Annotated in this window: 22 protein-coding genes and 2 tRNA genes; 11 read left to right on the top strand and 13 right to left on the bottom strand. The window is 69.1% G+C overall.

The annotated features are described in order from the left end of the window. The first annotated feature begins 5 nt into the window (after window positions 1-5). The 5 genes from M9M90_RS16260 (at window position 6) to cobA (ending at window position 7705) form a co-directional block, all read left to right on the top strand. Window positions 6-1220 carry a NarK/NasA family nitrate transporter gene (locus tag M9M90_RS16260; protein WP_254834285.1) on the top strand — a complete coding sequence of 405 codons (1215 nt, stop codon included), beginning with the start codon at window positions 6-8 and terminating at the stop codon, window positions 1218-1220. A 251-nt stretch (window positions 1221-1471) separates the two neighbouring features. After that, window positions 1472-3931 (top strand): nitrite reductase large subunit NirB, encoded by a 2460-nt coding sequence (gene nirB / locus M9M90_RS16255; RefSeq protein ID WP_254834284.1) that lies wholly within the window; start codon window positions 1472-1474, stop codon window positions 3929-3931. Beyond that, window positions 3928-4266, top strand: a complete 339-nt coding sequence (nirD, locus tag M9M90_RS16250; RefSeq protein WP_254834283.1) for a nitrite reductase small subunit NirD — start codon at window positions 3928-3930, stop codon at window positions 4264-4266. Before nirB ends, nirD begins: the two co-directional genes overlap by 4 nt. A gap of 3 nt (window positions 4267-4269) precedes the next feature. After that, complete coding sequence (locus tag M9M90_RS16245; protein WP_254834282.1) at window positions 4270-6942, top strand: nitrate reductase; 2673 nt, start codon at window positions 4270-4272, stop codon at window positions 6940-6942. Further along, entirely contained in the window at window positions 6932-7705 is a 774-nt protein-coding gene (gene cobA / locus M9M90_RS16240; RefSeq protein ID WP_371876869.1) for a uroporphyrinogen-III C-methyltransferase, read from the top strand. Before M9M90_RS16245 ends, cobA begins: the two co-directional genes overlap by 11 nt. Here cobA and M9M90_RS16235 read toward each other — a convergent pair. Beyond that, the gene (locus tag M9M90_RS16235) at window positions 7666-8262 is read right to left on the bottom strand and encodes a molybdenum cofactor guanylyltransferase (protein WP_254834280.1); all 597 of its coding nucleotides are present in this window, start codon (window positions 8260-8262) and stop codon (window positions 7666-7668) included. The two genes, cobA and M9M90_RS16235, sit on opposite strands and share 40 nt — an antisense overlap. Before the next feature lie 185 nt (window positions 8263-8447). On the opposite strand from M9M90_RS16235, the gene M9M90_RS21315 reads away from it, so the two are divergent. The 3 genes from M9M90_RS21315 to M9M90_RS16225 all read left to right on the top strand — a co-directional run bounded on the left by M9M90_RS21315 (window position 8448) and on the right by M9M90_RS16225 (window position 10498). Then, entirely contained in the window at window positions 8448-9212 is a 765-nt protein-coding gene (locus tag M9M90_RS21315; protein WP_371876868.1) for a PEP-CTERM sorting domain-containing protein, read from the top strand. A gap of 253 nt (window positions 9213-9465) precedes the next feature. Further along, on the top strand, window positions 9466-9849 hold the full coding sequence (locus M9M90_RS16230; RefSeq protein WP_254834279.1) for a L,D-transpeptidase family protein: 384 nt from the start codon (window positions 9466-9468) through the stop codon (window positions 9847-9849). 130 nt (window positions 9850-9979) lie between these two features. Beyond that, the gene (locus tag M9M90_RS16225; protein ID WP_254834278.1) at window positions 9980-10498 is read left to right on the top strand and encodes a CAP domain-containing protein; all 519 of its coding nucleotides are present in this window, start codon (window positions 9980-9982) and stop codon (window positions 10496-10498) included. Window positions 10499-10607: 109 nt separating this feature from the next. Here the strand turns inward: M9M90_RS16225 and M9M90_RS16220 are convergent, their stop codons facing one another. Next, a complete protein-coding gene (locus tag M9M90_RS16220; protein ID WP_254834277.1) occupies window positions 10608-11645 on the bottom strand; it encodes an alpha/beta fold hydrolase in 1038 nt (345 codons plus the stop codon). Window positions 11646-11849: 204 nt separating this feature from the next. Further along, window positions 11850-11926 (bottom strand) — tRNA-Pro (locus tag M9M90_RS16215). Between the two features lie 142 nt (window positions 11927-12068). Here M9M90_RS16215 and M9M90_RS16210 point away from each other — a divergent pair. After that, window positions 12069-12142 (top strand) — tRNA-Gln (locus tag M9M90_RS16210). A gap of 33 nt (window positions 12143-12175) precedes the next feature. Here the strand turns inward: M9M90_RS16210 and M9M90_RS16205 are convergent. From M9M90_RS16205 to M9M90_RS16195, 3 genes are all read right to left on the bottom strand, one after another. Next, complete coding sequence (locus M9M90_RS16205; protein ID WP_254834276.1) at window positions 12176-12313, bottom strand: hypothetical protein; 138 nt, start codon at window positions 12311-12313, stop codon at window positions 12176-12178. Between the two features lie 74 nt (window positions 12314-12387). After that, the gene (locus tag M9M90_RS16200; RefSeq protein WP_254834275.1) at window positions 12388-12933 is read right to left on the bottom strand and encodes a GNAT family N-acetyltransferase; all 546 of its coding nucleotides are present in this window, start codon (window positions 12931-12933) and stop codon (window positions 12388-12390) included. 35 nt (window positions 12934-12968) lie between these two features. Then, on the bottom strand, window positions 12969-15053 hold the full coding sequence (locus tag M9M90_RS16195) for a S9 family peptidase (protein WP_254834274.1): 2085 nt from the start codon (window positions 15051-15053) through the stop codon (window positions 12969-12971). A 325-nt stretch (window positions 15054-15378) separates the two neighbouring features. On the opposite strand from M9M90_RS16195, the gene M9M90_RS16190 reads away from it, so the two are divergent. Further along, window positions 15379-16200 carry a serine protease gene (locus tag M9M90_RS16190; protein ID WP_371876867.1) on the top strand — a complete coding sequence of 274 codons (822 nt, stop codon included), beginning with the start codon at window positions 15379-15381 and terminating at the stop codon, window positions 16198-16200. Between the two features lie 166 nt (window positions 16201-16366). Here M9M90_RS16190 and M9M90_RS16185 read toward each other — a convergent pair whose 3' ends face one another. Beyond that, window positions 16367-16816: a MaoC family dehydratase gene (locus M9M90_RS16185; protein ID WP_254834272.1), complete on the bottom strand. Its 450-nt coding sequence runs from the start codon at window positions 16814-16816 to the stop codon at window positions 16367-16369. A 101-nt stretch (window positions 16817-16917) separates the two neighbouring features. Here M9M90_RS16185 and M9M90_RS16180 point away from each other — a divergent pair, with 101 nt between their 5' ends. After that, entirely contained in the window at window positions 16918-18477 is a 1560-nt protein-coding gene (locus tag M9M90_RS16180; protein ID WP_254834271.1) for an aminoacyl--tRNA ligase-related protein, read from the top strand. On the opposite strand, the gene M9M90_RS16175 is transcribed toward M9M90_RS16180, so the two are convergent. The 6 genes from M9M90_RS16175 to M9M90_RS16150 all read right to left on the bottom strand — a co-directional run bounded on the left by M9M90_RS16175 (window position 18474) and on the right by M9M90_RS16150 (window position 22794). Beyond that, on the bottom strand, window positions 18474-19091 hold the full coding sequence (locus M9M90_RS16175; RefSeq protein WP_254834270.1) for a glutathione S-transferase family protein: 618 nt from the start codon (window positions 19089-19091) through the stop codon (window positions 18474-18476). The two genes, M9M90_RS16180 and M9M90_RS16175, sit on opposite strands and share 4 nt — an antisense overlap. Next, complete coding sequence (locus M9M90_RS16170; RefSeq protein ID WP_254834269.1) at window positions 19088-19501, bottom strand: hypothetical protein; 414 nt, start codon at window positions 19499-19501, stop codon at window positions 19088-19090. Before M9M90_RS16170 ends, M9M90_RS16175 begins: the two co-directional genes overlap by 4 nt. Beyond that, window positions 19498-20214, bottom strand: a complete 717-nt coding sequence (locus M9M90_RS16165) for a DNA alkylation repair protein (RefSeq protein WP_254834268.1) — start codon at window positions 20212-20214, stop codon at window positions 19498-19500. Before M9M90_RS16165 ends, M9M90_RS16170 begins: the two co-directional genes overlap by 4 nt. 19 nt (window positions 20215-20233) lie before the next feature. Then, a complete protein-coding gene (locus M9M90_RS16160) occupies window positions 20234-20713 on the bottom strand; it encodes an SRPBCC family protein (RefSeq protein ID WP_254834267.1) in 480 nt (159 codons plus the stop codon). 68 nt (window positions 20714-20781) lie between these two features. Further along, window positions 20782-21147: a helix-turn-helix transcriptional regulator gene (locus tag M9M90_RS16155; protein ID WP_254834266.1), complete on the bottom strand. Its 366-nt coding sequence runs from the start codon at window positions 21145-21147 to the stop codon at window positions 20782-20784. A gap of 108 nt (window positions 21148-21255) precedes the next feature. After that, window positions 21256-22794, bottom strand: coding sequence for an acyl-CoA synthetase (locus M9M90_RS16150; RefSeq protein WP_254834265.1), 1539 nt, complete (start codon window positions 22792-22794; stop codon window positions 21256-21258). Window positions 22795-22881: the final 87 nt, after the last annotated feature.

The following is a 22881-nucleotide window of genomic DNA, read 5'->3' as shown; positions in this document are numbered from 1 at the left end:
CGGTCATGATCGGCAAAGAGTTCTTCAAGGCGGGCCACACGCCCACCCTGGCGTCGGCCTTCTTCTACTTCGACATGAGCTTCATGGTCTGGGTCCTGCTGGGCTCGCTGGGCGTGCAGATCGCCAAGGACCTGGACCTCAACGCCGCCGAGAAGGGCCTGATGGTCGCCCTGCCGGTGCTGGCCGGGGCCCTGCTGCGCATCGTCAATGGCGTGCTGGTGGACCGCATCGGGCCCAAGCGCGCCGGCACCCTGTGCCAGATCATCGTCATCGTCGGCCTGCTGATCGCCTGGATGCTCAAGGTCGACACCTATGCCGGGGTTCTTGCGGTGGGCCTGGTGCTGGGGGTGGCGGGGTCGTCCTTCGCCATCGCCCTGCCGCTGGCCTCGCGCTGGTATCCGCCCCAGTACCAGGGCGTGGCCCTGGGCATCGCCGGGGCCGGCAATTCCGGCACGGTCTTCGCCTCGCTGTTCGCGCCGGGTCTGGCCAACCTGTTCGGCTGGCAGAATGTGCTCGGCCTGGCGACCATCCCGCTGATCGTCGCCTTCCTGGTCTATCTGGTCTTCGCCAAGGACAGCCCCGATCAACCCGCGCCTAAGCCCCTGGCCGAGTACCTGTCGGTGCTGAAGATCGGCGACGCCTGGTGGTTCATGCTGTTCTACGGGGTGACCTTCGGCGGCTTCGTGGGCCTGTCCTCGTCCCTGACCATCTACTTCAACACCCAGTACGGCCTGGCGCCGGTGATGGCAGGCTTCTTCACCGCCGCCTGCGTGTTCGCAGGCTCCATGGTGCGGCCGATCGGCGGGGCGCTGGCCGACCGCATCGGCGGCATCCGAACCCTGTCGATCATGTATGTGGTCGCCGCGGCGGCCCTGACGGTCATGAGCTTCGGCATGGCCGACGTGCGCGTGACGCTCGCCGTGGTGATCTGCGGCATGGCGGCGCTCGGCATGGGCAACGGCGCGGTGTTCCAGCTCGTTCCGCAGCGGTTCCGCAACGAGATCGGGGTGATGACCGGCCTGGTCGGCATGACCGGCGGGATCGGCGGCTTCTACCTGGCTTCCAGCCTCGGCCTGGCCAAGCAACTCACCGGCTCCTACCAGGCGGGCTTCCTCGGCTTCGCGGCCCTGGCCCTGGTGGCCCTGGTGGGCCTCACCAGCATCAAGAAGCAGTGGCGCACCACCTGGGGCGCGGCCTCGGCCACCGTAGCGCGGGTCTGAAGGCGCCCAAGGGATGGGCGTCGCGGTGGCGGGTCGCCTCATTTTCGAGCGGTCCGGCTGTCGAGGCCGCACCTGGCGCCTCCCGACGCTGCACCGCAACAAGCTTGCCGTAGAAGGGGTAGGCGTGAGGCAACGAAGCTTCGCCGTCCGGCTCTCGCGAGCCGAGGTCCTCGTGGGGCCAGACCGGGCAAAGGCGTCCATCCGAACAGTTTGTCGCTCCGCGCATCGCGGGGCCCAAGGCGGAGAGGGCGATGTCCCAGCCTAAGGAACGTCTGGTTGTCATCGGCAACGGCATGGCCGGGTGCCGGGCCATCGAAGAGGTGCTGAAGCGCGATCCGACGCGCTACGACATCACTGTCTTCGGCGCCGAGCCGCGGGTGAACTACAACCGCATCATGCTCTCGCCGGTCCTGGCCGGGGAGAAGACCTTCGACGAGATCGTCATCAACGATGTCGCCTGGTACGCCGACAACGCTATCACCCTGCATTCCGGCCGCAAGGTCATCCGGGTCGATCCGGCCGCCAAGGTCGTCGAGGCCGAGGGCGGTCTCAGCCTCGCCTATGACCGGCTGATCCTCGCCTGCGGCTCCGATCCCGTTCGCCTGCCCCTGCCGGGCGCGGATCTGGAGGGCGTTGTCACCTTCCGTGACCTGGACGATGTCGAGGCCATGGTCGCCGCCGCCGAGCGCGGCGGGCGCGCCATCGTCATCGGGGGCGGCCTGCTGGGCCTCGAAGCCGCCTACGGCCTGGTCCGCCGCGGCATGGGCGCCACGGTCATCCACCTGATGGACGTTCTGATGGAGCGCCAGCTCGACGAGTCGGCGGGTTTCCTGCTGCGCGAGGCCCTGGCCGAGCGTGGGGTGGAGACGGTGCTGGGCGCCCATTCCGAAGCCATCCTGGGCGAGAACGGGCGGGTCGCCGGTCTGAAGCTGAAGGACGGCACGGTCATCCCCGGCGACATCCTGGTCATGGCGGTCGGCATCCGCCCCGCCACCGGCCTGGCCGCCGCCGCCGGCATCGTCTGCGGCCGTGGCGTGGTGGTGGACGACCAGATGCGCACCTCCGACCCCGCCATCTTCGCCATCGGCGAATGCGCCGAGCATCGCGGCGTCGCCTATGGCCTGGTCGCGCCCATCTGGGACATGTGCCGGACGCTCGGCGAGGTGCTGACCGGCGCCGACGCGACCTATGAGGGCTCGCTGCTGCAGACCCGGCTGAAGGTCTCGGGCGTCGACGTGTTCTCGGCCGGCAAGTTCGGCGGCGGGGAGGGCTGCGAGGACGTGGTGTTCCGTGACGCCGGGCGGGGGGTCTACAAGCGGGTGGTCATCGAGGACGGCAAGGTGGCCGGCGCGGTGCTGTTCGGCGACGCCGCCGACGGCGGCTGGTACTTCGACCTGATGCGCACCGGCGCCGACGTGGCCGAGTTGCGCGACACCCTGATATTCGGCCAGGCGATCACGGAGGCCCTTCGGGGGGTGGACCCTAGGTCGGCCGTTGCGGCCATGCCGGACTCGCAAGAGGTCTGCGGCTGCAACGGCGTCTGCAAGGGCGCGATCACCGGCGCCATCGCCGAGCTCTCCTTGACCACCCTGGACGGCGTGCGGGCCCACACCAAGGCCTCGGCCTCCTGCGGCTCCTGCACCCCGCTGGTCGAACAGCTCCTGCAGCTCACCCTGGGCGACGGATTCGAGGTCCAGACCGGGCCCAAGCCAGTCTGCGCCTGCACGCAGCACGGCCATGACGAGGTCCGCAAGCGCATCCTGGCCGAGGAGCTGAAGTCCCTGCCGGCGGTCATGCAGGCCCTGGAGTGGCACACCCCCGACGGCTGCTCCTCCTGCCGCCCGGCCCTCAACTACTATCTGCTCTGCGCCTGGCCCGGCGACTATCGCGACGACAAGCAGAGCCGCTTCATCAATGAGCGGGTCCACGCCAACATCCAGAAGGACGGCACCTATTCCGTGGTGCCGCGCATGTGGGGCGGGATGACCACGCCCGACGAGCTGCGCGCCATCGCCGACGTCGCCGACAAGTTCGCGATTCCGGCCGTCAAGGTCACCGGCGGTCAGCGTATCGACCTGCTGGGGGTCAAGAAGGACGACCTGCCCGCCGTCTGGGCCGACCTCAACGCCGCGGGCATGGTCTCGGGACACGCCTACGCCAAGGGCCTGCGCACGGTGAAGACCTGCGTCGGGTCGGATTGGTGCCGGTTCGGCACCCAGGACTCCACCGGCCTTGGCGTTCGGCTGGAGAAGTTCATGTGGGGGTCCTGGACCCCGGCCAAGGTCAAGCTGGGCGTCTCCGGCTGCCCGCGCAACTGCGCCGAGGCCACCTGCAAGGACATCGGCGTGATCTGCGTCGACAGCGGCTACGAGATCCACATCGGGGGCGCCGCGGGCCTGCACATCCGCGGCACCGAGCTCCTCACCCGGGTCGCCACCGAGGAGGAGGCGGTCTGGACCATCTGCGCCGTCACCCAGCTCTATCGCGAGCGCGGCTGGTACCTGGAACGGATCTACAAGTGGATGGACCGGGTGGGCCTGGCCTCGATCCAGGCCGAGATCGAGGACCCGGAGAACCGCCGAGCCCTGCACGACCGCTTCGCCTACTCGCAGCGCTTCTCGCGCATGGACCCCTGGGCCGAGCGGGTGGCCGGCCGCCACGCCGAAGAGTTCAACCCGCTCAGCCGCCGACTGGAGTTCGCCCCCGCATGAACGCCCTCGTGAAGGACCCCATGACCTGGACCGACGTCGGCGCGGTGACCGATATCCCCCTGCGCGGCGCGCGGCGGGTGCCCAGCGCCCAGGGCGACATCGCCATCTTCCGCACCGGCGACGGCAAGGTGTTCGCCCTGATGGACAAGTGCCCGCACAAGGGCGGCCCGCTGAGCCAGGGAATCGTCCACGGCCACGCCGTGGCCTGCCCGCTGCACAACTGGTCGATCGAACTGGCCACCGGTGAGCCGATGGGCGCAGACCGCGGCAAGGGCTGCGCGCCGGTGGTGCCGCTGGAGGTCCGCGACGGGCGGCTGTTGTTGGGGCGGACCTGACCCATGGCCGACGGCGCCGCCTCGCCGATCAGGACCACCTGCCCCTATTGCGGGGTCGGTTGCGGCGTGGCGGGTCGGCCGGAGGAGGCGCGAGGCCTGGCCGTCGCCGGTGACAAGGACCACCCCGCCAATTTCGGCCGCCTGTGCTCCAAGGGCTCGGCCCTCGGCTCGACGGTTCACCTGCAGGGTCGGTTGCTGCATCCCACGGTCGGCGACCGCACCGTGGGCTGGGACGAGGCGACGGCCGCGGTGGCCGGCGCCTTCTCACGGACCATCGCCGAGCATGGGCCGGACTCCGTGGCCTTCTACGTCTCGGGCCAACTGCTGACCGAGGACTATTACGCCGCCAACAAGCTGATGAAGGGCTTCATCGGCTCGGGCAATATCGACACCAATTCGCGGCTCTGCATGGCCTCGGCCGTGGCGGCCCACGGCCAGGCCTTCGGCGCCGACCTGGTGCCGGGCTGCTACGAGGACCTAGACCTCGCCGACCTGGTGGTGTTCTCCGGCCACAATGCCGCCTGGACCCATCCGGTGCTGTTCCGCCGCATGGAGCAGGCCCGCTCGCGAGGTCAGCGCTGGATCGTCATCGACCCGCGCCGCACCGACACCGCCGAAGGCGCCGACCTCTTCCTGCCGCTCGCGCCCCAGACCGACGTTCGCCTGTGGAACGGCCTGCTGGCCTGGATGGATACGAACGGCGGGGTCGACCGGTCCTATGTGGCGGCCCATCTGAACGGCTTCGGCGACGTCCGCCGGGCGCTGGCCGCCGACGACCAGAGCCTGGAGGCCATCGCCGGCGACTGCGGCCTGACGCCCGACTCCGTGCTCGCCTTCTACGCAGCCTTCGCCGAGACGCCGAAGACGGTGACCCTGTTCAGCATGGGCGCCAACCAGTCCGCCCAGGGGGTCTCCAAGGGCCTGGCCATCCTCAACGCCCACCTGGCCTCCGGCAAGATCGGCAAGCCGGGGGCGGCGCCCTTCTCGATCACCGGCCAGCCCAACGCCATGGGCGGGCGCGAGACCGGCGGCATGGCCACGACGCTCGCCGCCCACATGGGCTTTGGCCGGGCCGACCGCGAGCGGCTCGCCGCCTTCTGGAACACGCCCCGGGTCGCGCCCGCGCCAGGCCTCAAGGCGGTGGAGATGTTCGAGGCGGTGCGCGACGGACGGATCAAGGCGATCTGGATCATGGCCACCAATCCGGTGGTCAGCCTGCCGGCCGCCGCGCGGGTGGCCGAGGCCCTGGCGGCCTGTCCCTTCGTGGCGGTGTCCGACGTCATGGCGGAAACCGACACCCTGGAATTCGCGCACGTGAAGCTCCCCGCCCTGGCTTGGGGTGAAAAGGACGGCACGGTGACCAATTCCGAGCGCCGCATCTCGCGCCAGCGGCCGCTGTTCGGCGCGCCCGGCGAGGCCCGCGCCGACTGGCGGATCGTCGCCGACGTGGCGGCCGCCATGGGTCACGGCGAGGCCTTCGGCTGGGGCGGCCCCGGCGACGTATTCCGCGAATTCGCCGCCCTGACCCGCTTCGAGAACGATGGCGCGCGCCTGCTCAACCTGGGGCCGCTGAGCGAACTGTCGGACGCGGCCTACGATACGCTCAAGCCGATCCAGTGGCCGGTGGGGCCCCAGGGCGGGACGGCGCGGCTGTTCACGGCGGGCGGTTTCCAGACGCCCGATGGACGGGCCAACCTGAAGCCGGTGAAGCCGCAGGGGCCCGCTCGCCCGACCGACGCCGACTATCCCCTGGCGCTCAACACCGGCCGGGTTCGCGATCACTGGCACACCATGACCCGCACGGGCCTGGCCCCCGAGCTCTGCCGCCACGCGCCGGAGCCGATGGTGGAGATCCACCCCGGCGACGCCGCTCGCTTCGGGATCGCCGATGGCGAGCTGGCGCGGATCGAGACCCGCGTGGGCCAAGCCGTCGTCACCGCCAAGCTCAGTGATCGCCAGCGGCCGGGCGGGATCTTCCTGCCCATGCACTGGACCAACGCCTTCGCGCCCTCCGGCCGCTGCAACCCGCTGGTGGAGCCCTTCGTCGATCCCACCTCCGGCCAGCCGGAGTTCAAGCACACCCCGGCCCGGGTCAGCGCCTACGGCGAGGCGTGGCGCGGTTTCCTGGTGACCCGCGAACCGCAGGCGCCGCCCGTTGGCCTAGACCTGGTGTGGCGGCGCACCCCCTATGATGGCTGCCACGTCCACGAGTTCGCGGGGCTAGGCGGTCTTGACGAGCGCCAGGCCGCCGCCGCCGCCCTGATGCCGGAAGGGGAGGGCGAGGCCCTGGCCATGGACGACCCGGCCCGCGGCACGGTGCGTCGCGCCATCCTGCGCGACGGCCGGCCCGAACGGGTGTTGGTGGTCACCGAGATGGGCGGCCTGCCGGTGCGCGGCTGGATCGCCGACCGTTTCCTGGACGAGGCGCTGTCGATGGCCGACCGCGCCGCCCTGCTGGCCGGCCGCGCGCCCGGCGCCCGCGACGAGGGCGCGATCGTCTGCGCCTGTTTCAAGGTCGGGACCCACAAGCTCACGGCCGCGATCGCGGAGGGCGCCGAGACGATCGCGGCCCTAGGCGCGGCCACCGGGGCGGGGAGCAACTGCGGGTCCTGCCGGCCCGAACTCGCTCGTCTGCTGCGCAACACGTCCAAGGAGGATGCCCGTCATGCCGCTTGAAATGGGCAGGGTTCGCCTGGTGGGCGCCGGCCCCGGCGCCGTCGACCTGATGACGCTCCGCGCCCTGCGCGCGGTGGAGAGCGCCCAGGCGCTGCTCTACGACGCCCTCGTGCCGGACGAGATCCTGGCCCTGGCGCCGCCCGGCTGCGTGCGCATCCAGACCGGCAAGCGGGCGGGCAAGGCCAGCATGGGGCAGGAAACCATCAACCGCCTGATGCTGCGGCTGGCGCGCCGCGGGCTCGAGGTGGTGCGGCTGAAGGGCGGCGACCCGTCGGTGTTCGGCCGCTCGGGGGAGGAGCGCGCCTTTCTGGAGGCCCATGGCGTCGAGGTCGAAATCGTGCCGGGCGTCACCGCGGCCAGCGCCGCCGCGGCCCAATTCGCCTTCCCGCTCAGCCATCGCGGCGAGGCGCGTCGCGTCACCTTCACCACGGCCCGCGTGCAGGACGGCGCCATCGTGGAGAGTGGCTGGAGCGGCCTGGCCGACACTGAGACCACCCTCGTCCTCTACATGGCCCGCGACGCCGCGCGCGCCGCCGCGGACCGCCTGATCGCCGAGGGCCGTGCGCCCGGCACGCCGGCCCTGGCTATCGAGAACGCCGGGCGGCCCGAGGCGCGGATCATCTCAACGATCTTGAGGATGTTGGGCCAGGAAGTTGAAAATGCGTCACTATCAGGCCCTGTCTTACTGGTAGTCGGCGACGTCGCCGGCCAGGCCCGGGCCGCCTATGCGCCCAGCCTGCGCTCGGCCTCGGCGAGGTCCTGAGGCGTGTTGAGGTTCAGGAAGGCCGCGGCGTCGGCATAGTCGACCAGACCGCAATCGTGGTCCTCCAGGAAACCGTGGACCGGCGGATGGCGGCCGTCCGCCAGAGCGGCTTCCAGGTCGCCGATCAGGTCGACGCTCCAGGCGGCGCAGAGCGACTGCAACCCATCCGGCGACCGCGCCACCGCGCAGCGCCGGCCCTGCGCCGCCGCGATCAGCCGCGCGACCAGGTCGTCCGGCAGTAGGGGCGTGTCGCAGGGCAGGGTGATCATCAGCCTGGCCCCCCGTTCCCTCGCCCATCGTAGTCCGGCCAGGACACCGCTCAGCGGACCGCTCGCCAGGCCGGGGGGATCATCGAGCGCCGGCACGCCGAGCCGCCCCGCCTCCGCCGCGCCCTCGCCGCGGGCGTTGACCGCCACCACCGTGCAATCGGCCGCCAGCCGCGCGCAGGCCCGCGCGAGCAGGGAGCGTCCCCCCAGCATCGCCACGGCCTTCTCGCCGCCGAACCGCTGGGACCGCCCACCGGCGATCACCAGACCCACTGCCTGCCGGTTCTGCATGGTGAGAAGGTCTCAGAGATCGCCATCGGCGGAAAGCCAGCTTGGCGCCGCTGTTGACTGAAGGGGTAGGGGTGTGACCCAAACCGTCATGTATCCCAGACGGCGGGCGCTTTAGTCTGCAACCGGGGCCGTTCGTGCGCGTTAGAGCTAAGCTTCCTGCAAACGCGGGGGGCATTGGAGTTGAAATGAAAATTCGGTGGGGCTGGGCGGCCGTGACGGTTGTTCCCGTGCTCGTCTGGATGTCAGCCGCCGCGATCGGTGGAGACTCCGACGGAGGCGGAAGCCGAACTCTGGCCGCCGTCGTGGGTGATCCGCTTTCTTTCCTGGCGAAAAGGTCGCCCGGGGGGCGAGGCGCCGGCGCCCTCCTCAGCACGAAACCTCACCGGACCGCCGTGGGCGCCGCCGCGGCCCCGCCAGCCCAGCGCGTCCTGGGCAGGGTGCGCGAGCGGCCACCGATCATTCCCCCCCTCGAACCTGTCGCTCCGACGGCGGCCGCGGCTTCGGATATTGGCCCGCTGGCAAGTATCGCACAGCCCGGCTTCACGCCCGGCGGCGCCCAGCCGCTGTTCGGCGGCCCTCCGGTTGGCGAACCGGGCTTCCCGTACATCGGCCCAGGCGGGGGCGGGCCGATATCGCCGACCCTTCCGGGGACGCCTGACGTTCCTGTGGTGCCAGTCGTCCCGGTCGAACCCGTCGTCCCGGTCGAACCCGTCGTCCCGGTCGTGCCCGTCGTCCCGGTCGTACCCGTGCTGCCGCCTGTTGGCCCAGTCGTGCCGGTTGAACCTGTCCTGCCCGTGGTCCCGGTCATACCCGGCGGTCCTGTGTCGCCTCCGACGCCCAGCGCGGTGCCCGAGCCGGCCTCCTGGGTCATCATGCTCGTCGGATTTTTCGCCGTCGGATGGTCGATACGGCGCTCGGGAACCCGCCGCCTCGGCTATCGGCCAAGCTAGGGCGGGGCGAGGAATGGTGCAGAGACCTGGCCGGGTTGAACTCCTCGTCGCCGCCTGCGCCGCTCTTTGCCTTGCGGCTTGCGGCCCTAAGGATCGGACGCGGCCGGAGATCGAGCAGGCGCGGGCGCCCGTTCCGGCAACCGCCGCGGAGGATAGCGCCCGCGTCCATTTTTCGGAGACCGCGCAGCCATGGCTCCCCCTGCCCGATGGGCAGGCGCGAACCGTCCACAGCTTGCTGCGCGTGGATAAGCCCATGCGCTATGGCGACTATGTCTGGGAGGACAGCGGGGTCCCAGCCGGGCCGGTCTGGGTTCGTGTCGACGTCAGCCGGCAACTGGTCTCGGTCTTCCGCGGCGGCGATGAAATCGGGTCGGCCGTGATCCTCTATGGCGCCGAGAGCAAACCGACCCCCGCCGGGGCTTTCACGGTGCTTCAGAAGGCCCGTGACTACCATTCCCAGACGTATGACGCGCCCATGCCCTACATGCTACGCCTCACCCAGGACGGAGTGGCCATCCACGGCAGCAACGTCCGTGAAGGGTGGGCCACGCACGGCTGCATCGGCGTGCCGGAGGCCTTCGCGAGACGGCTCTTCGCCGAGATGAAGCTAGGCGACCCTGTGTTCATCGTCAGCTAATCGGTCCCGGCAAACCCGGCCCAACGGACTGGCGCGCGGCGCTGAGGCTTAAAGGCCGTTAACCGCGTTCCTAAACGCGGACCTTACCTGCAGGGCGCACCCTCCTCGTAACAGGGGGAGTGGGTTCGTCATGTTGCGGTGTCGCGGGCGGCTGGCAGGAACGATCGTCGCCTTAATCGCGCCGCTCCTCTCGGGCGCGCAGTACATCAGAGCTGACCTCGACGATCGCATCCTGGCGACACACAACCTTGAACGCGCCAGCGTGGGTGTCCCGCCATTGCGTTGGAACGCTTCGCTGGCCGGCTCGGCCGAGGCCTGGGCTAACCGGCTCGCATCCACCGGCAGGTTCGAACACGCGCCGGAAGATCCCCGGACACCTGAGGGAGAGAACCTCTGGGCCGGGACGCGAGGACGCTTCGCGCCCGAGGCGATGACGGCGGCGTGGATCGCCGAGAAGCGGCACTTCCGCCCTGGTCTGTTCCCGGACAACAGCCAGACCGGCCGATCGGAGGACGTCGGCCACTACACCCAGGTTGTTTGGCGTAACACCCGCGAAGTGGGATGCGCGCTGGCCTCGACCCGCGACGAAGACATCCTGGTCTGTCGCTATGCAGAGGCCGGAAACTATCGGGGCGAACGCCCCTTCTGACGGGACGGGGGGTGGGATCGCTTCGAGCGCCCTCCCGTTTCCGTCCTCGGCCCGTCGACACGCACTGAGGCCTCGGTGTGGGCTTGGGCCAAGCGGTCCTGGCTCTCGCTCAGGCGCGGGTTCGCTCAAGCTCGGCATCGGAGCGCGGCTGGGAGGAGGCCGATGGAAGGCCCTCGGCCCGGGCGATCAGCGTTTCGAGGGCCGAGCCCACTTCGTCAGGCGCGATGTGATGGACCATATGGCCAGCGCCCCGGACGGTGTGCAGTTCGCATCCAGTGCGCCGCGCAAACTTAACCGACTGGTGCTTGAAGCTGGCGATCTTGTCGCCATCACCCGCGATGAGCAGGATCGGGCAGGCCAGCTCGTTGTAGAGCTTTGATATGCTCAGGGCTTCGAGCGGCATCATGGCGGTGTCGCCCGCGGAGGCCCGGATCTGGCCGGGGCGCAGCGCCATTGAGGTTGGGAACTCCCCCTTGAAGTCTTGCGTCACCTTGGCCGGCGAGAACACATGCCTGAAGGCCAGCGGCGCCATCAGCCGGCCCATGAGCGGCGACACCGTGAAGCGCATGACGTCGCCGAGCACCGGAATGGCCGGGCCGCTCATCATCGGCACATCCAGGCGCGGGGTCGGCCAATAGTAGCCTGACATCAGTCCGAGCCCCGCGACGAGATCGGGCCGTTGCAGGGCCAGGCGCAGAGCCACCAATGTGCCCCAGGAGTGGGCCACGACCACGGGATTCTTAACGGCGAGCAGGTCCAGCGCCGCGGCGATGAGCTTGGCCTGGGCCGATGCCGTCCAGATCTTGTTTCGGGGTCGAGCGGTGTAGCCGAAGCCGGGCCGATCGAACGCGATGACGCGATGGTTGGCGGCCAAGCGGTGGAACAGGCCGCTGACGACATAGTCTTCGGCCGTGACGCCATTGCCGTGGATGAGCACGACGGGCGTGCCCGTGCCGGCTTCGAAATAATGCAGGCGGACGCCGTCGACCTCTATGACCTGGCCCCTCGGGGGATGCCGGCGCTCGCTGCGCTTGGCCAGCAGTTGATTGGTCGCGGCGACCGCGGCGAGGGCCGCGACGGCGCCGGCTATCAGGACGGCTTTGGAGGCGTCCGGCCGCGCCGGGCGGAGGGCAGTGGGCAATTTCATTGTGTGTGTCCAGCGACGCGATCGTCGAGTCGTGGTTCCAACGTGGTGCAGCGCAGCATCGTTCCGCGCCGCGCGGCCTCTTATTCGACCAGAGGCCAACCGGTGCGCGCCGAGAGCCGCTGCACGGATTAGCTAAACGCCTGGGCGCGGATTTATCGAGAGAACCGAGTTCGGAAACGCCGTCCGGTCGGGGGCCGGAATGATTGGTCGGAGTGGCAGGATTCGAACCTGCGACCCCCGCGTCCCGAACGCGGTGCTCTACCAGACTGAGCCACACTCCGACTTGAGAGCGCGCCTTATAGAGGAGCCCCCGCAGCGCCGCAAGCGACCGTGAAACAAGCTTTTGCGGAGGCGTTGCATCGCCGGTTCGGTTGGGCTATCTCCACCCGCTCGCGGCGGGTCCATCCCGCGCGCTGTTCCTGCTGGGGAATGGTGTAATGGTAACACAGCGGTTTTTGGTACCGTCGTTCTAGGTTCGAGTCCTAGTTCCCCAGCCAATCTCTCCCCCGACCCGAAAACGGCCGCCGGCCTCAGCCGGCCATGCTCTGAGTCAGCACGCGGACGAACAGGCCGATCTGGATCAGGGCCAGCAGGGCCATGCCGGCCAGGATGACGGTGAGGCCGCTGCGCGCCCATTGGACGGCGTTGCGGCGGAGGTTGAGGCGCACGGTGGACTCCTTTGGGACGGCGCGAAGGTCTTCGCACCATCCCGCGCAAGTCGCGGGCCATGGCTCCGTCCGGGTCAGGCGCCGCCGAGCGAAAGTCCCGGGGCGTCGGGCGCGCTGGCGTCGCCGCCGTTCAGCGCCTTCTGCATCCAGACGATGTCGACCCAGCGGCCGTGCTTGAAGCCGAGGCTCTTTCCGACGCCGGCGGGCTCGAAGCCCAGGGCGCGGTGCAGGGCGATGGAGCCGGCGTTGCCGCTGTCGCCGATCACCGCCACCACCTGCCGGATGCCGAAGGCTTGGCAGGCGCTCAGGACCTCGCTGAGCACCGCCTTGCCGACGCCGCGGCCCATGGCGTCCGGAGCGATATAGACGCTGTCCTCCACCGTGTAGCGATAGGCCGCCCGCGGCCGGAACGGGCCGGCATAGGCGAAGCCCAGCACCTGGCCGGCCACCTCAGCCACCAGATAGGGCATGCCCCGCTCCACGATGGCCGCGCGGCGTCCGGCCATGTCCTGCGGCGTGGGCGGGACCTCTTCGAAGGTGCCGAAGCCGTGCAGCACATGGTGGCCATAGATGGCGGCGAGCGCCGGAGCGTCGGCTTCCAGGGACGGCCTGACGATCATGCGTTCTTTCCTCCCCATGAATGGGGGAGGAAGGACTATTTCTCCCAGCCCCGATCCGCCGCCCAGATGGCGAAAGCGTAGTCCAGGGCGATCTCCTTCAGGAAGTCGAAACGGCCCGAGGCGCCGCCGTGGCCGGCCTCCATGTTGATCTTGAGCAGGATGGGAGCGCGGCCAGTCGTATTCTCACGCAGCTTGGCCACCCACTTCTGCGGCTCCCAATAGGTGACGCGGGGATCCGACAGACCGCCGGTGGCCAGAATCGCCGGATAGGGCTTGGGTGCGACCTGGTCGTAGGGACTGTAGGACGCGATGCGGTCGTAGGCGTCGGCGTCCTCGATCGGGTTGCCCCATTCGGGCCACTCCGGCGGGGTGAGCGGCAGGGTGGTGTCGCTCATGGTGTTCAGCACGTCGACGAAGGGCACCGCGGCGATGACCCCGCTCCAGAGCTCAGGACGCAGGTTGGCCACCGCGCCCATCAGCATGCCGCCCGCCGAGCCGCCATAGGCCGCCATCTCGCCCAGCGCCCCATAGCCGTGGGCGGCCAGATGCTCGGCGCAGGTGATGAAGTCGGTGAAGGTGTTGGCCTTCTTCTCCTTGCGCCCGTCCAGGAACCAGCCCCAGCCCTTGTCCGAGCCGCCGCGCACATGGGCCACGGCCCAGATCCATCCACGGTCGACGAGGCTCAGGGTGCGGATCGAGAAGCTGGGCTCCATGGCGTGGCCGTAGGAGCCGTAGCCGTAGAGCAGCAGGCGCGCCGAGCCGTCCAGGGGCGTGTCCTTCAGCATCAGGACGGTGATCGGCACCTCGGCGCCGTCGCTGGCCGTCGCATAGAGCCTGCGCGCCACATAACGCTCGGGATCATGGCCGGAGGGGATTTCCTGGGTCTTGCGCAGGGTCCGCTCGCGGGCGGCCATGTCGTAGTCGAACCACTGCCGGGGCGTGGTCGGCGACTGGTAGACGAAGCGGGTGAGGGTGGTCTCGTACTCGTAGCCGCCCTCCAGGGAGAGCGCATAGGCCTCCTCGTCGAAGGCCACCACGTGCTCCTCGCCGCCACGGGCCATGACCACGATCTCGTCCAGGGCGTTGACCCGCTGGGCGCGGACCAGGTGGCCGGCGAAGGCCGCGAAGCCGGTGATGTAGCGGCCCGGCTGGTGGGGGACGAAGTCGGTCCAGCTCGACTTGGCCGGGATCTCCGCGCTCGAGGCCATCAGCTTGAAGTCCACGGCGCCGTCGGCGTTGGTGCGGATCACCCAGCGGTCGGTCCAGTGATCGAGCTCGTACTTGACCCCCACCCGACGGGGTTCGGCCACGAAGGGCGGCCGGGTCGGGTCGCTGGCCGGAATCAGCCAGATCTCGGTGGTCTCCTGGTTGCCCACATGGACGACCATGTGGCTGTCGTCGGAGGTCTTGCCGACGCCCAGGAACATGCCCTCGTCCTTCTCCTCATAGACCAGCACGTCATCGCCGCCTCGGGCCGGACGACGGAAGACCTTGGAGGGCCGGGCGTTCTCGTCGCGCCAGATCCAGAACAGCCACTGGCTGTCCGGCGAGAAGGTGAAGTCGCCATAGGCGCTGTCGATCTGGAAGGGCAGGGTCTCGCCGGTCGCCAGGTCCTTGACCCGGATCGCGTAGTACTCCGAGCCCTGCTCGTCGGCGGCCCAGGCGTAGAGCCGGTGGTCGGGACTGTGGTGGGCCGCGCCCACCTGGAAGAAGGCCTTGTCCTTGGCGAGCGCGTCCTCGTCCAGCAGCACCACCTCGCCGTCGGAACGGCCGCGCGGCCGGCGGCCATGCACGGGATGCTCGGCGCCGATCTCGTAGCGCACGTAGTAGTCCCAGGCGCCATCGGAGGCGGGGACCGAGCTGTCGTCCTCCTTGATGCGGCCCTTCATCTCGGCGAACAGCTGGGCTTGCAGCGCTTCGGTGCCGGCCAGCATGGCCTTGGTGTAGGCGTTCTCGGCCTCGAGATGCTCGCGGATGTCGGCGCGCAGGACCTTGGGGTCGCGCAGCACCTCCTTCCAGTTCTCATCCTTCATCCAGGCGTAGTCGTCGGTGCGCGTGCGCCCGAGCTGTTCGATGATCTTGGGGTCACGGCGGGCGACGGGAGGTTTGGGAGCGCTCATGGCCCGCTACATGCGACGCCCGGCGCGGGCTCTCAAGGCCCCATGCGCGAAGGGCGTGTCCCGGCGGCCACTTCTTAATAAGAGCTGTTCCGCTCATGAGATCGTGAACGCAGGGAACCTTGGGCTGTGGCCTCGGCGGCCTGGAGTCTTGAGTGTTGATTTTAAAGGTGTTCTCAAGGCCCAGCCTGCCTGCCGGACAATCAGGGCGCGGCGATCGGGCGCAGTCTGGGCGGGGTTCGTGGCCTAGGCGTTAACCATGTTCTTAAACAACTAGTGGAGGGTCTGGAGCGTACGATTTGTGGCGTAAAGGGGGCGGGCAATGGTCATGGACCTTTCAGTGGAGCTCATCCACGCAACCGTTCAGCTCGAGCAGCCGCTGGGCGACGGTACGCGCACCGTCGGAACCGGCTTTCTGATCACCTCGGCGGGTCCCGACGGAGCGCCGCGCACGGTGCTGGTCACCGCCAACCACGTCCTGGCGAAGATGCCGGGCGCCGAGGCCCGCATCGGCTATCGCATCGCCAATCCCGACGGCAGCTGGAGCTATTCGCCCCAGACGCTCCGCATCCGTGACACCGGCGGCGGCAAGCTTTGGACCGCTCATCCGTCCCGCGACGTGGCGGCCATCTCGATCACCGCGCCCGAGCCCTTCGCCAAGGCGGCGATCCCGCTCTCGTGGCTGGCCGAGGACGACACCTTCAAGGCCAACCAGGTCGGCGCCGGCGACGAGATGATGGCCCTGGGCTTCCCCCGCGGCCTGGCCGCCAACCAGGCGGGCTTCCCGATCCTGCGGGCCGGCCGAGTGGCCTCGTTCCCGGTGGCCCCGGCCAAGGTCTTCCCGACCTTCCTGCTCGACTTCTCCGTCTTCCCGGGCAATTCGGGCGGGCCGGTGTTCATGTCCCAGGCCGCGCGTCGACGCCTGGGCGCGTCCGAGGCCACGGAGGTCCAGTTCATCGCCGGCCTGCTGACCCAGCAGGTGGAGCTGAACAGCGAGCGCCTGGAGATCGGCATCGTCACCCACGCCAAGTTCATCCGCGAGACCATCGCCCTCATCGACAACCCCGCCGCCCCGGTCACCCAGGCTCGGACCGAGGTGTTCGCCGGCGCCAAGGCGGCCTCGGCGGAAGAGGCCGTGGCGCGGGACTGAGCGGTTCCAAGATGCTCCCCTCCTGGGGGAGCTGTCAGCGAAGCTGACTGAGGGGGACTTCGACTCCTGCCTGGGGCTTCAGCCCCCTCCGTACCGTCGCCGAAGTACGCGACGCGCCACCTCCCCCAGATCGCCTACGCGCTGGGGGAGGATCTAGCTTGCGTTCTTAAGCGCCGTAGATGACGGAAATCGTCTCGGCGATGCAGGCGGGCTTGGCCTCGCCCTCGATCTCAATGGTGCACTCGTTCTTCAGCTGCATGCCGCCGGCCTTGGGCTCGGCGCCGATCAGCTTCTGGCGCATGCGCACGCGCTTGCCGACCCGGACCATGTTGATGAAGCGCACCTTGTCGGAGCCGTAGTTGATGCCGCGGACGACGCCCTTCACCGGCAGCATGCCGGCGCCCAGCATCGGGATCAGGGAGAGGGTCAGGTAGCCGTGGGCGATGGGCCCGCCGATTTCCTTGGTGGCGCGCTCCACGTCGACGTGGATCCACTGATGGTCGCCGGTGGCTTCGGCGAACTGGTTGACCCGCTCCTGGCTGATCTCGACCCAGTCCGACACGCCGACTTCCTGGCCGACCAGGCCGGGCAGGTCCTTGAACTCCACCGGGTTCATCGTCTTCTCCCTCATCGTTGAAACAGGTGTTCGAGGGATAAGCGTCCGCTTGGAACCGAGCAAGGCTTTGACGTGGCCGTTTCCGACTTTAAACAGCCCCCATGCAACGCGCTCTCTCCGTCAGCCGGCTGACCGGCAACAAATCGACCTTCCCCGACTGGTACCAGGCCATCGTTCGCGAGGCCGACATGGCCGAGCTGTCGCCCGTGCGCGGTTCGATGATCATCAAGCCGTGGGGCTATGGCGTCTGGGAGCGGATCCAGCAGACCATGGACCGGCGCATCAAGGCGATGGGCGTCGACAACTGCTACTTCCCGCTGTTCATCCCCCTGGGCTTCTTCGCCAAGGAGGCCGAGCACGTGGAGGGCTTCGCCAAGGAGATGGCGGTGGTCACCCACCACCGGCTGAAGCTGATCGACGGCAAGCTGCAGCCCGACCCCGACGCCAAGCTCGACGAGCCGCTGATCGTGCGGCCGACCTCCGAGACCATCATCGGCGACGCCTTCTCCCGCTGGATCAAGAGCCACCGCGACCTGCCCATGAAGATCAACCAGTGGGCCAACGTGGTCCGCTGGGAGATGCGCACGCGGCTGTTCCTGCGGACCTCGGAATTCCTCTGGCAGGAGGGCCACACCGCCCACGCCAGCCGCGAGGACGCGCTGAAGTCCACGCTGGAAGCGCTGGAGATGTACCGCGAGTTCTCCGAGACCGTGCTGGCCGTGCCGGTGATCGCCGGCGAGAAACCGGAGAACGAGCGCTTCCCCGGGGCCGACAACACCTTCTCCATCGAGGCCATGATGCAGGACGGCAAGGCCCTCCAGGCCGGGACCTCGCACTATCTGGGGACCAGCTTCGCCCGCGCCCAGAACATTAGATTTCAGAGCGAAGATGGCGGGCTCCAGTTCTGCCACACCTCAAGCTGGGGGACGTCCACCCGACTGATCGGCGGGCTGATCATGACCCACGGCGACGACGATGGCCTGCGCCTGCCGCCGGCCGTCGCGCCCCGCCAGGTGGTGGTGGTGCCCATGCTGCGCGGCAAGCCCGAGGACGCCGAGGTGCTGGCCTATGGCCAGGCCCTGGTGAAGGACCTCGAGCAGCAGTTCGCCCTGGGCGAGCCGATCCGCGCCCTGCTGGACGTCAAGGACCAGAAGTCGGCCGACAAGCGCTGGAACTGGGTGCGCCGGGGTGCGCCAATCATCGTCGAGCTAGGGCCCCGCGACGCCGCCGGCGGCCAGGTCACCTTCATGCGCCGCGACGACCTGCGCGACGGCGACCGGGTGAAGAGCCAGGCCATGAGCCGCGACGACTTCGTCACCGCCGCGCCCGGCCTGCTGGCGTCCATCCAGCAGACCCTGTTCGACGAGGCCAAGGCTCGTCTGGACGCAAACATCGTCACCGACCTGACCACCTTCGACCAGGTGGCCGAGCACTTCGGCCAGGTGGCCGACGAGGACGAGGAGGCCAGTCCCTTCCGCGGTTGGATCCGCGCCTCCTGGTCGCGGCCGAGCGGCGAGGAACTGGAGGCGGTGGTGCAGAAGCTGAAGGCCTTCAAGCTCACCCTGCGCAACGCGCCGATGGATCAGCCTGAAAGCTTCGGCCCCTGCATCTTCAGCGGCGCCCCGGGCGTCGAGGAGATCCTGATCGGGCGGGCGTACTAGGCGCCGGCCGAACGCACCTGGGCGCGCTGATAGGCGGGTCGTTCCGCCAGGCGCTCGCGATAGGCGACCAGGCGGTCGGGGATCACGCCGTTCAGCGCGCCGCGCCAGATGCCTAGCGCGGTGCCGACGGCGATGTCGGCCAGGCTGAAGGCGTCGCCGGCCAGGTAGGGCTGGTCGCCGAGCGTGTCGGAAACATAGCCCAGGGCGTGGGCCATTCGGTCCTCCAGGCTCAGCACCGACCAGTTGCGCTTGTCGGCGTCGGGCGCGACGAAGTGGGCGGCCATCAGGGTGTTCATGCTTCCGCCGAGGGTCGCCTCGCTGAGCACGGTCATCTGCAGCACCCGGGCGAGCGCTGCTGGGTCGCCCCCGGACGGCAGCAATGGCGTGGGGCCGTAGCGCTCAGCCAGGTAGAGCATGATGGCGACGGACTCGTTGATCGCCACCCCGCCGTCGTCCTCCAGGAACGGCACGCCGCCGGCCGGATTGAGCACGCGGTAGTCGTCGGGGAACGGGAAGGGCAGGATCTTCACCTCGTAGGGCAGGCCCATCTCCTCGCACTGCCAGAAGATGCGCAGGCCCCGGGCGCCGCGGGCGAAGTTGTAGACCTTGATCATTTGGATCCCCGATAGAGATAGCCGCCGAGCCAGGTGAGCGGCAGGCCGGTGACCGCCAGGGCGATGGGATACCAGCGGGGCCCCAGGCCCATGTTCCAGGTGGCCACCACGCCGAGTGTTCCGGCGGCCAGGCCGATGACGCCCAGGATGAAGGCGTGGCGCAGGGGCCCGCTCGGCGCCAGCCGGGCGCAGACATAGCCGCCGAGCACGGTGATGACGCAGCGATAGGACAGGGCCAGGGCGTTCAGGGCGGGATCGTGCATCGGCTCGCCGTTCGGCGGGTACACCTTCAGCGCGTGAAGCACCGCGTCCGTGGCGGTGGACAGCACGACGACGGTGACGAAGCCCGCGACCACCGCGAGTACGCTTCGCCCGATGCGGCGGGGAGATGACGCGACGTCCAGGGTCATTGGAGTTCCTCGGTCTTGGCCGCCGGGGTCCGCCGGGGCTTGGGGGTGCGTGTGAGGTCCCGCAGGGCGTCCTTGCCGATCCAGCGGGCGGCGGGGTCGGACGAGGCCGCCAGGCGGCGGGCGGCTTCCAGGGCGGCGGCCTTGAGCGCGGGACTGCGCTTGCCGCCGATGGCGCGCAGGGCCCAGCTGACGCCCTTCTTGACGAAGTTGCGGTCGTCGCCGGCGGCGGCCTCGATCAGCACCAGGCCGCGACGGAAAGGCTCGTCGCCGTCGCCCTTGCCGTGGAGGGCGAGGCTGGCCAGCAGGGCGAATGCGGCGCGCTTCTGGAACTCGTCGGTGCGCTCCGCCCAGGGCGCGAGCCGGTCGAAGGCGTCCGGCGCCTGGTCGAACAGTTTGAAGCAGACGGTGTCGACGATCCCCCAGTTGTCGAAGTCGGCGCACCAGAGGTCCATCTGCCGCGGCGTGACCTGGGCGGGGTCGTCGATCAGCGAGGCCAGCATGCGCGCTTCGTACCAGCCGGTCTCCCACAGGGCCTGGGCCAGGTCGTGACGCCGGCCGATGGGCTTGGCGATCTTCTGCAGATTGGCCATGGAGACGCCGAAGGCCCTGGGCGCCTCGATGCCGAAGCGGGCCATGTTCTCGCGGTCGTGGTTGGTGGCCCGGGCCCGCAGCGCCTCGAGCGCGGCGGCGACCTCGTCATCCAGCGTGGCCATGGCCCGCCCCCTCGCTTGGTTATTGCGCCAACAGGGCGTCGAGCCGGGCGTAGCCCGCCTCCATGCCCGCGGCCATGTCGGTGGCCAGCATGGCGTCGCGGCTGGCCTTAGAGGCGTAGAGCACGATGGTGGTGAGCGTCGTGCGGCCCTCCTGCTCGACCAGCAGGCTGGTGACCACCGACTCGTCGGCCGGCTCCGCGCCCTCAAACAGCTGAGTGGCCACGACCCGTTCGGGCGCGACGATCTCGCGATGGACCCCGCCCATCCCCATCTCCTCGCCATTCGCGCGGCTCCAGACATAGCGGTAGCGGCCGCCTTCCCTGAAATCGATCTCGCAGACCGGCATGGTCCAGCCCGGCGGCCCCAGCAGCCAGCGGCGGACCAGCTCCGGCTTGCTCATGCAGTCGAAGACCAGCCGGCGCGGCGCGTCGAAGTCGCGGACGACGACGATCTCCCGATCGGTCGGTGCGGTGATCTTCAATGTTTTTTCGATAGCCACTGGGTTTGTTCTCTCGTCTTCATTTCGTGCGAAGGACGAACGGGGTCGGGCCAATCCGACAGGCGGGCTCAACTGTCGTGGCGGCGACCGGTCACGGACAGGCCTTCCTTCGCCTTCAACTCGTCCAGCAGGTTGTCCAGCCGTCGGAAGTTGGCGTCCCAGACCTGCCGGTAGCGCTCCAGCCAGTCGTTCGCCCCGGCCAGGGCCTCGGCCTCGATCCGGCAGGGCCGCCGCTGGGCGTCGCGGCCGCGCGAGATCAGTCCCGCCCGCTCCAGCACCTTCAGATGCTTGGAGATCGCCGGCTGGCTCATGGCGAACGGCTCGGCCAGCTCTGTCACCGAGGCCTCGCCGGTGACAAGTCGAGCGAGGATCGCCCGCCGGGTCGGATCGGCCAGGGCGGCGAAGGTGGCGTCGAGCTGGTCGGAACGTGTCATTACATAACTCACTAGTTCTAGAACTAAGTGGTTATGTACCGAGCCGCGCCTGTCGTCAAGCTCAGGCCCGCGCCGGGGCGCGCCGTCGGGGCCGAGCGGGCCTGCGGCCTAGACGATCTTGGAGCCTTCCTTGCCCCAATAGGCGTCGCGGATCAGCCGCTTGTAGAGCTTGCCCGTGGGATGGCGCGGCAGCTCCTGCATGAAGTCGATCACCCGCGGCGACTTCACGTGGCTGAGATTGGCCCGGCAGAAGGCGGCCAGTTCGGCCTTGAGGTCTTCCCCGGCCGTGGCCCAGTCCATGGGCTGGATCACCGCCACGACCTGCTCGCCCATCTCCTCGTGCGGCGCGCCGACCACGGCGGCGTCGGCGACCTTGGGGTGGGTGATCAGCAGGTTTTCGAGCTCCTGCGGATAGATGTTCACCCCGCCCGAGATGATCATGAAGCTCTTGCGGTCGGTGAGGTAGAGGAAGCCCTCCTCGTCCACCCAGCCCACATCGCCCAGCGTCGTCCAGCCGTACTTGTTGGTGTTCTCGGCGATCTTCTCGGGAGCGTTGTGGTAGGTCAGCGGCGCGCCGCCGCCGAAATAGACCGTGCCCTCGGTGCGCGCAGGCACCTCCTCGCCGTCCTCGCCGACGATGTGCAGTTCGGCGGTCGCCGCCTTGCCCACCGAACCCTTGTGGGTCAGCCAGTCATGCGGGCCGATATAGCAGAAGCCATTGCCCTCGCTGCCGGCGTAGTACTCGTGGATCACCGGACCCCACCAGGAGATCATCTGCTCCTTCACCGGGATGGGGCAGGGGGCCGCGGCGTGCACCGCCGAGCGGATGGACGAGACGTCGTAACGCGCACGGACCTCCGGCGGCAGCTTCAGCATCCGCACGAAATGGGTCGGAACGAACTGGCCGACGTCGATCTTGTGCTTTTCGATCTGCCGCAGGGCGTCCTCGGGATCGAACTTCTCCATCTGCACCACCGTGCCGCCAAGGCGGTGGATGCTCATGCACCAGCGCAGCGGGGCGGCGTGATAGAGCGGGGCCGGGGACAGGTAGATGCTGTCGTCGCGGAAACCGAACAGGCCCTGGGCCATCATCGCCAGGGGACTGGGGGCGTCGATGGCCGCTCCGGTCAGCGGCGGCTTGATGCCCTTGGGCCGGCCGGTGGTGCCCGACGAATAGAGCATGTCGGCGCCGGCACTTTCGTCGGCGATGGGGGTGGTCGGCATCGGCGCGCGGGCGGCCTCGAAGCTCTCGTAGGGCGGCCGCGCGTCGCCCACCATGAACAGCTTCACTCCAGGTAGCAGGGCGGGCAGCTCGTCGACCACGGGACCGACCCCGGCGGAGGTGATCAGCACCTGCGCCTCGCAGTCCTTCATGATGTACTCGATCTCGCCGGAGGTGAGCTTGGACGAGACGCAGGCGTAGTAGAGGCCGCAGCGCTGGGCCGCCCAGGTGATCTCGAAGAACCGCGGGTGGTTCTCCAGCAAGATGGCGATCACGTCGCCGGCCTTCAGGCCCATGGACCGGAACAGGTGCGCGCCCTGGTTGGACCGTTCGTCCAGCTCCTTGTAGGTCACCGTCTCGCCGGACCCGGCCATGATGTAGGCGGCGCGGTCGGGATGGGTCTTGGCGTGTGTGGCCGGATGCATTGTGTTCTTCCTCACGGCGGCCGGACGCGTGTCGCCGCGCCTTGGCCGTCCTCCCAAACTTATCGTTGTTCAGGTGCATATGCGGCG

It is taken from the genome of Phenylobacterium sp. LH3H17 (assembly GCF_024298925.1).
Classification (GTDB): domain Bacteria; phylum Pseudomonadota; class Alphaproteobacteria; order Caulobacterales; family Caulobacteraceae; genus Phenylobacterium.
This window is presented reverse-complemented; position numbering and strand designations above follow the sequence as displayed.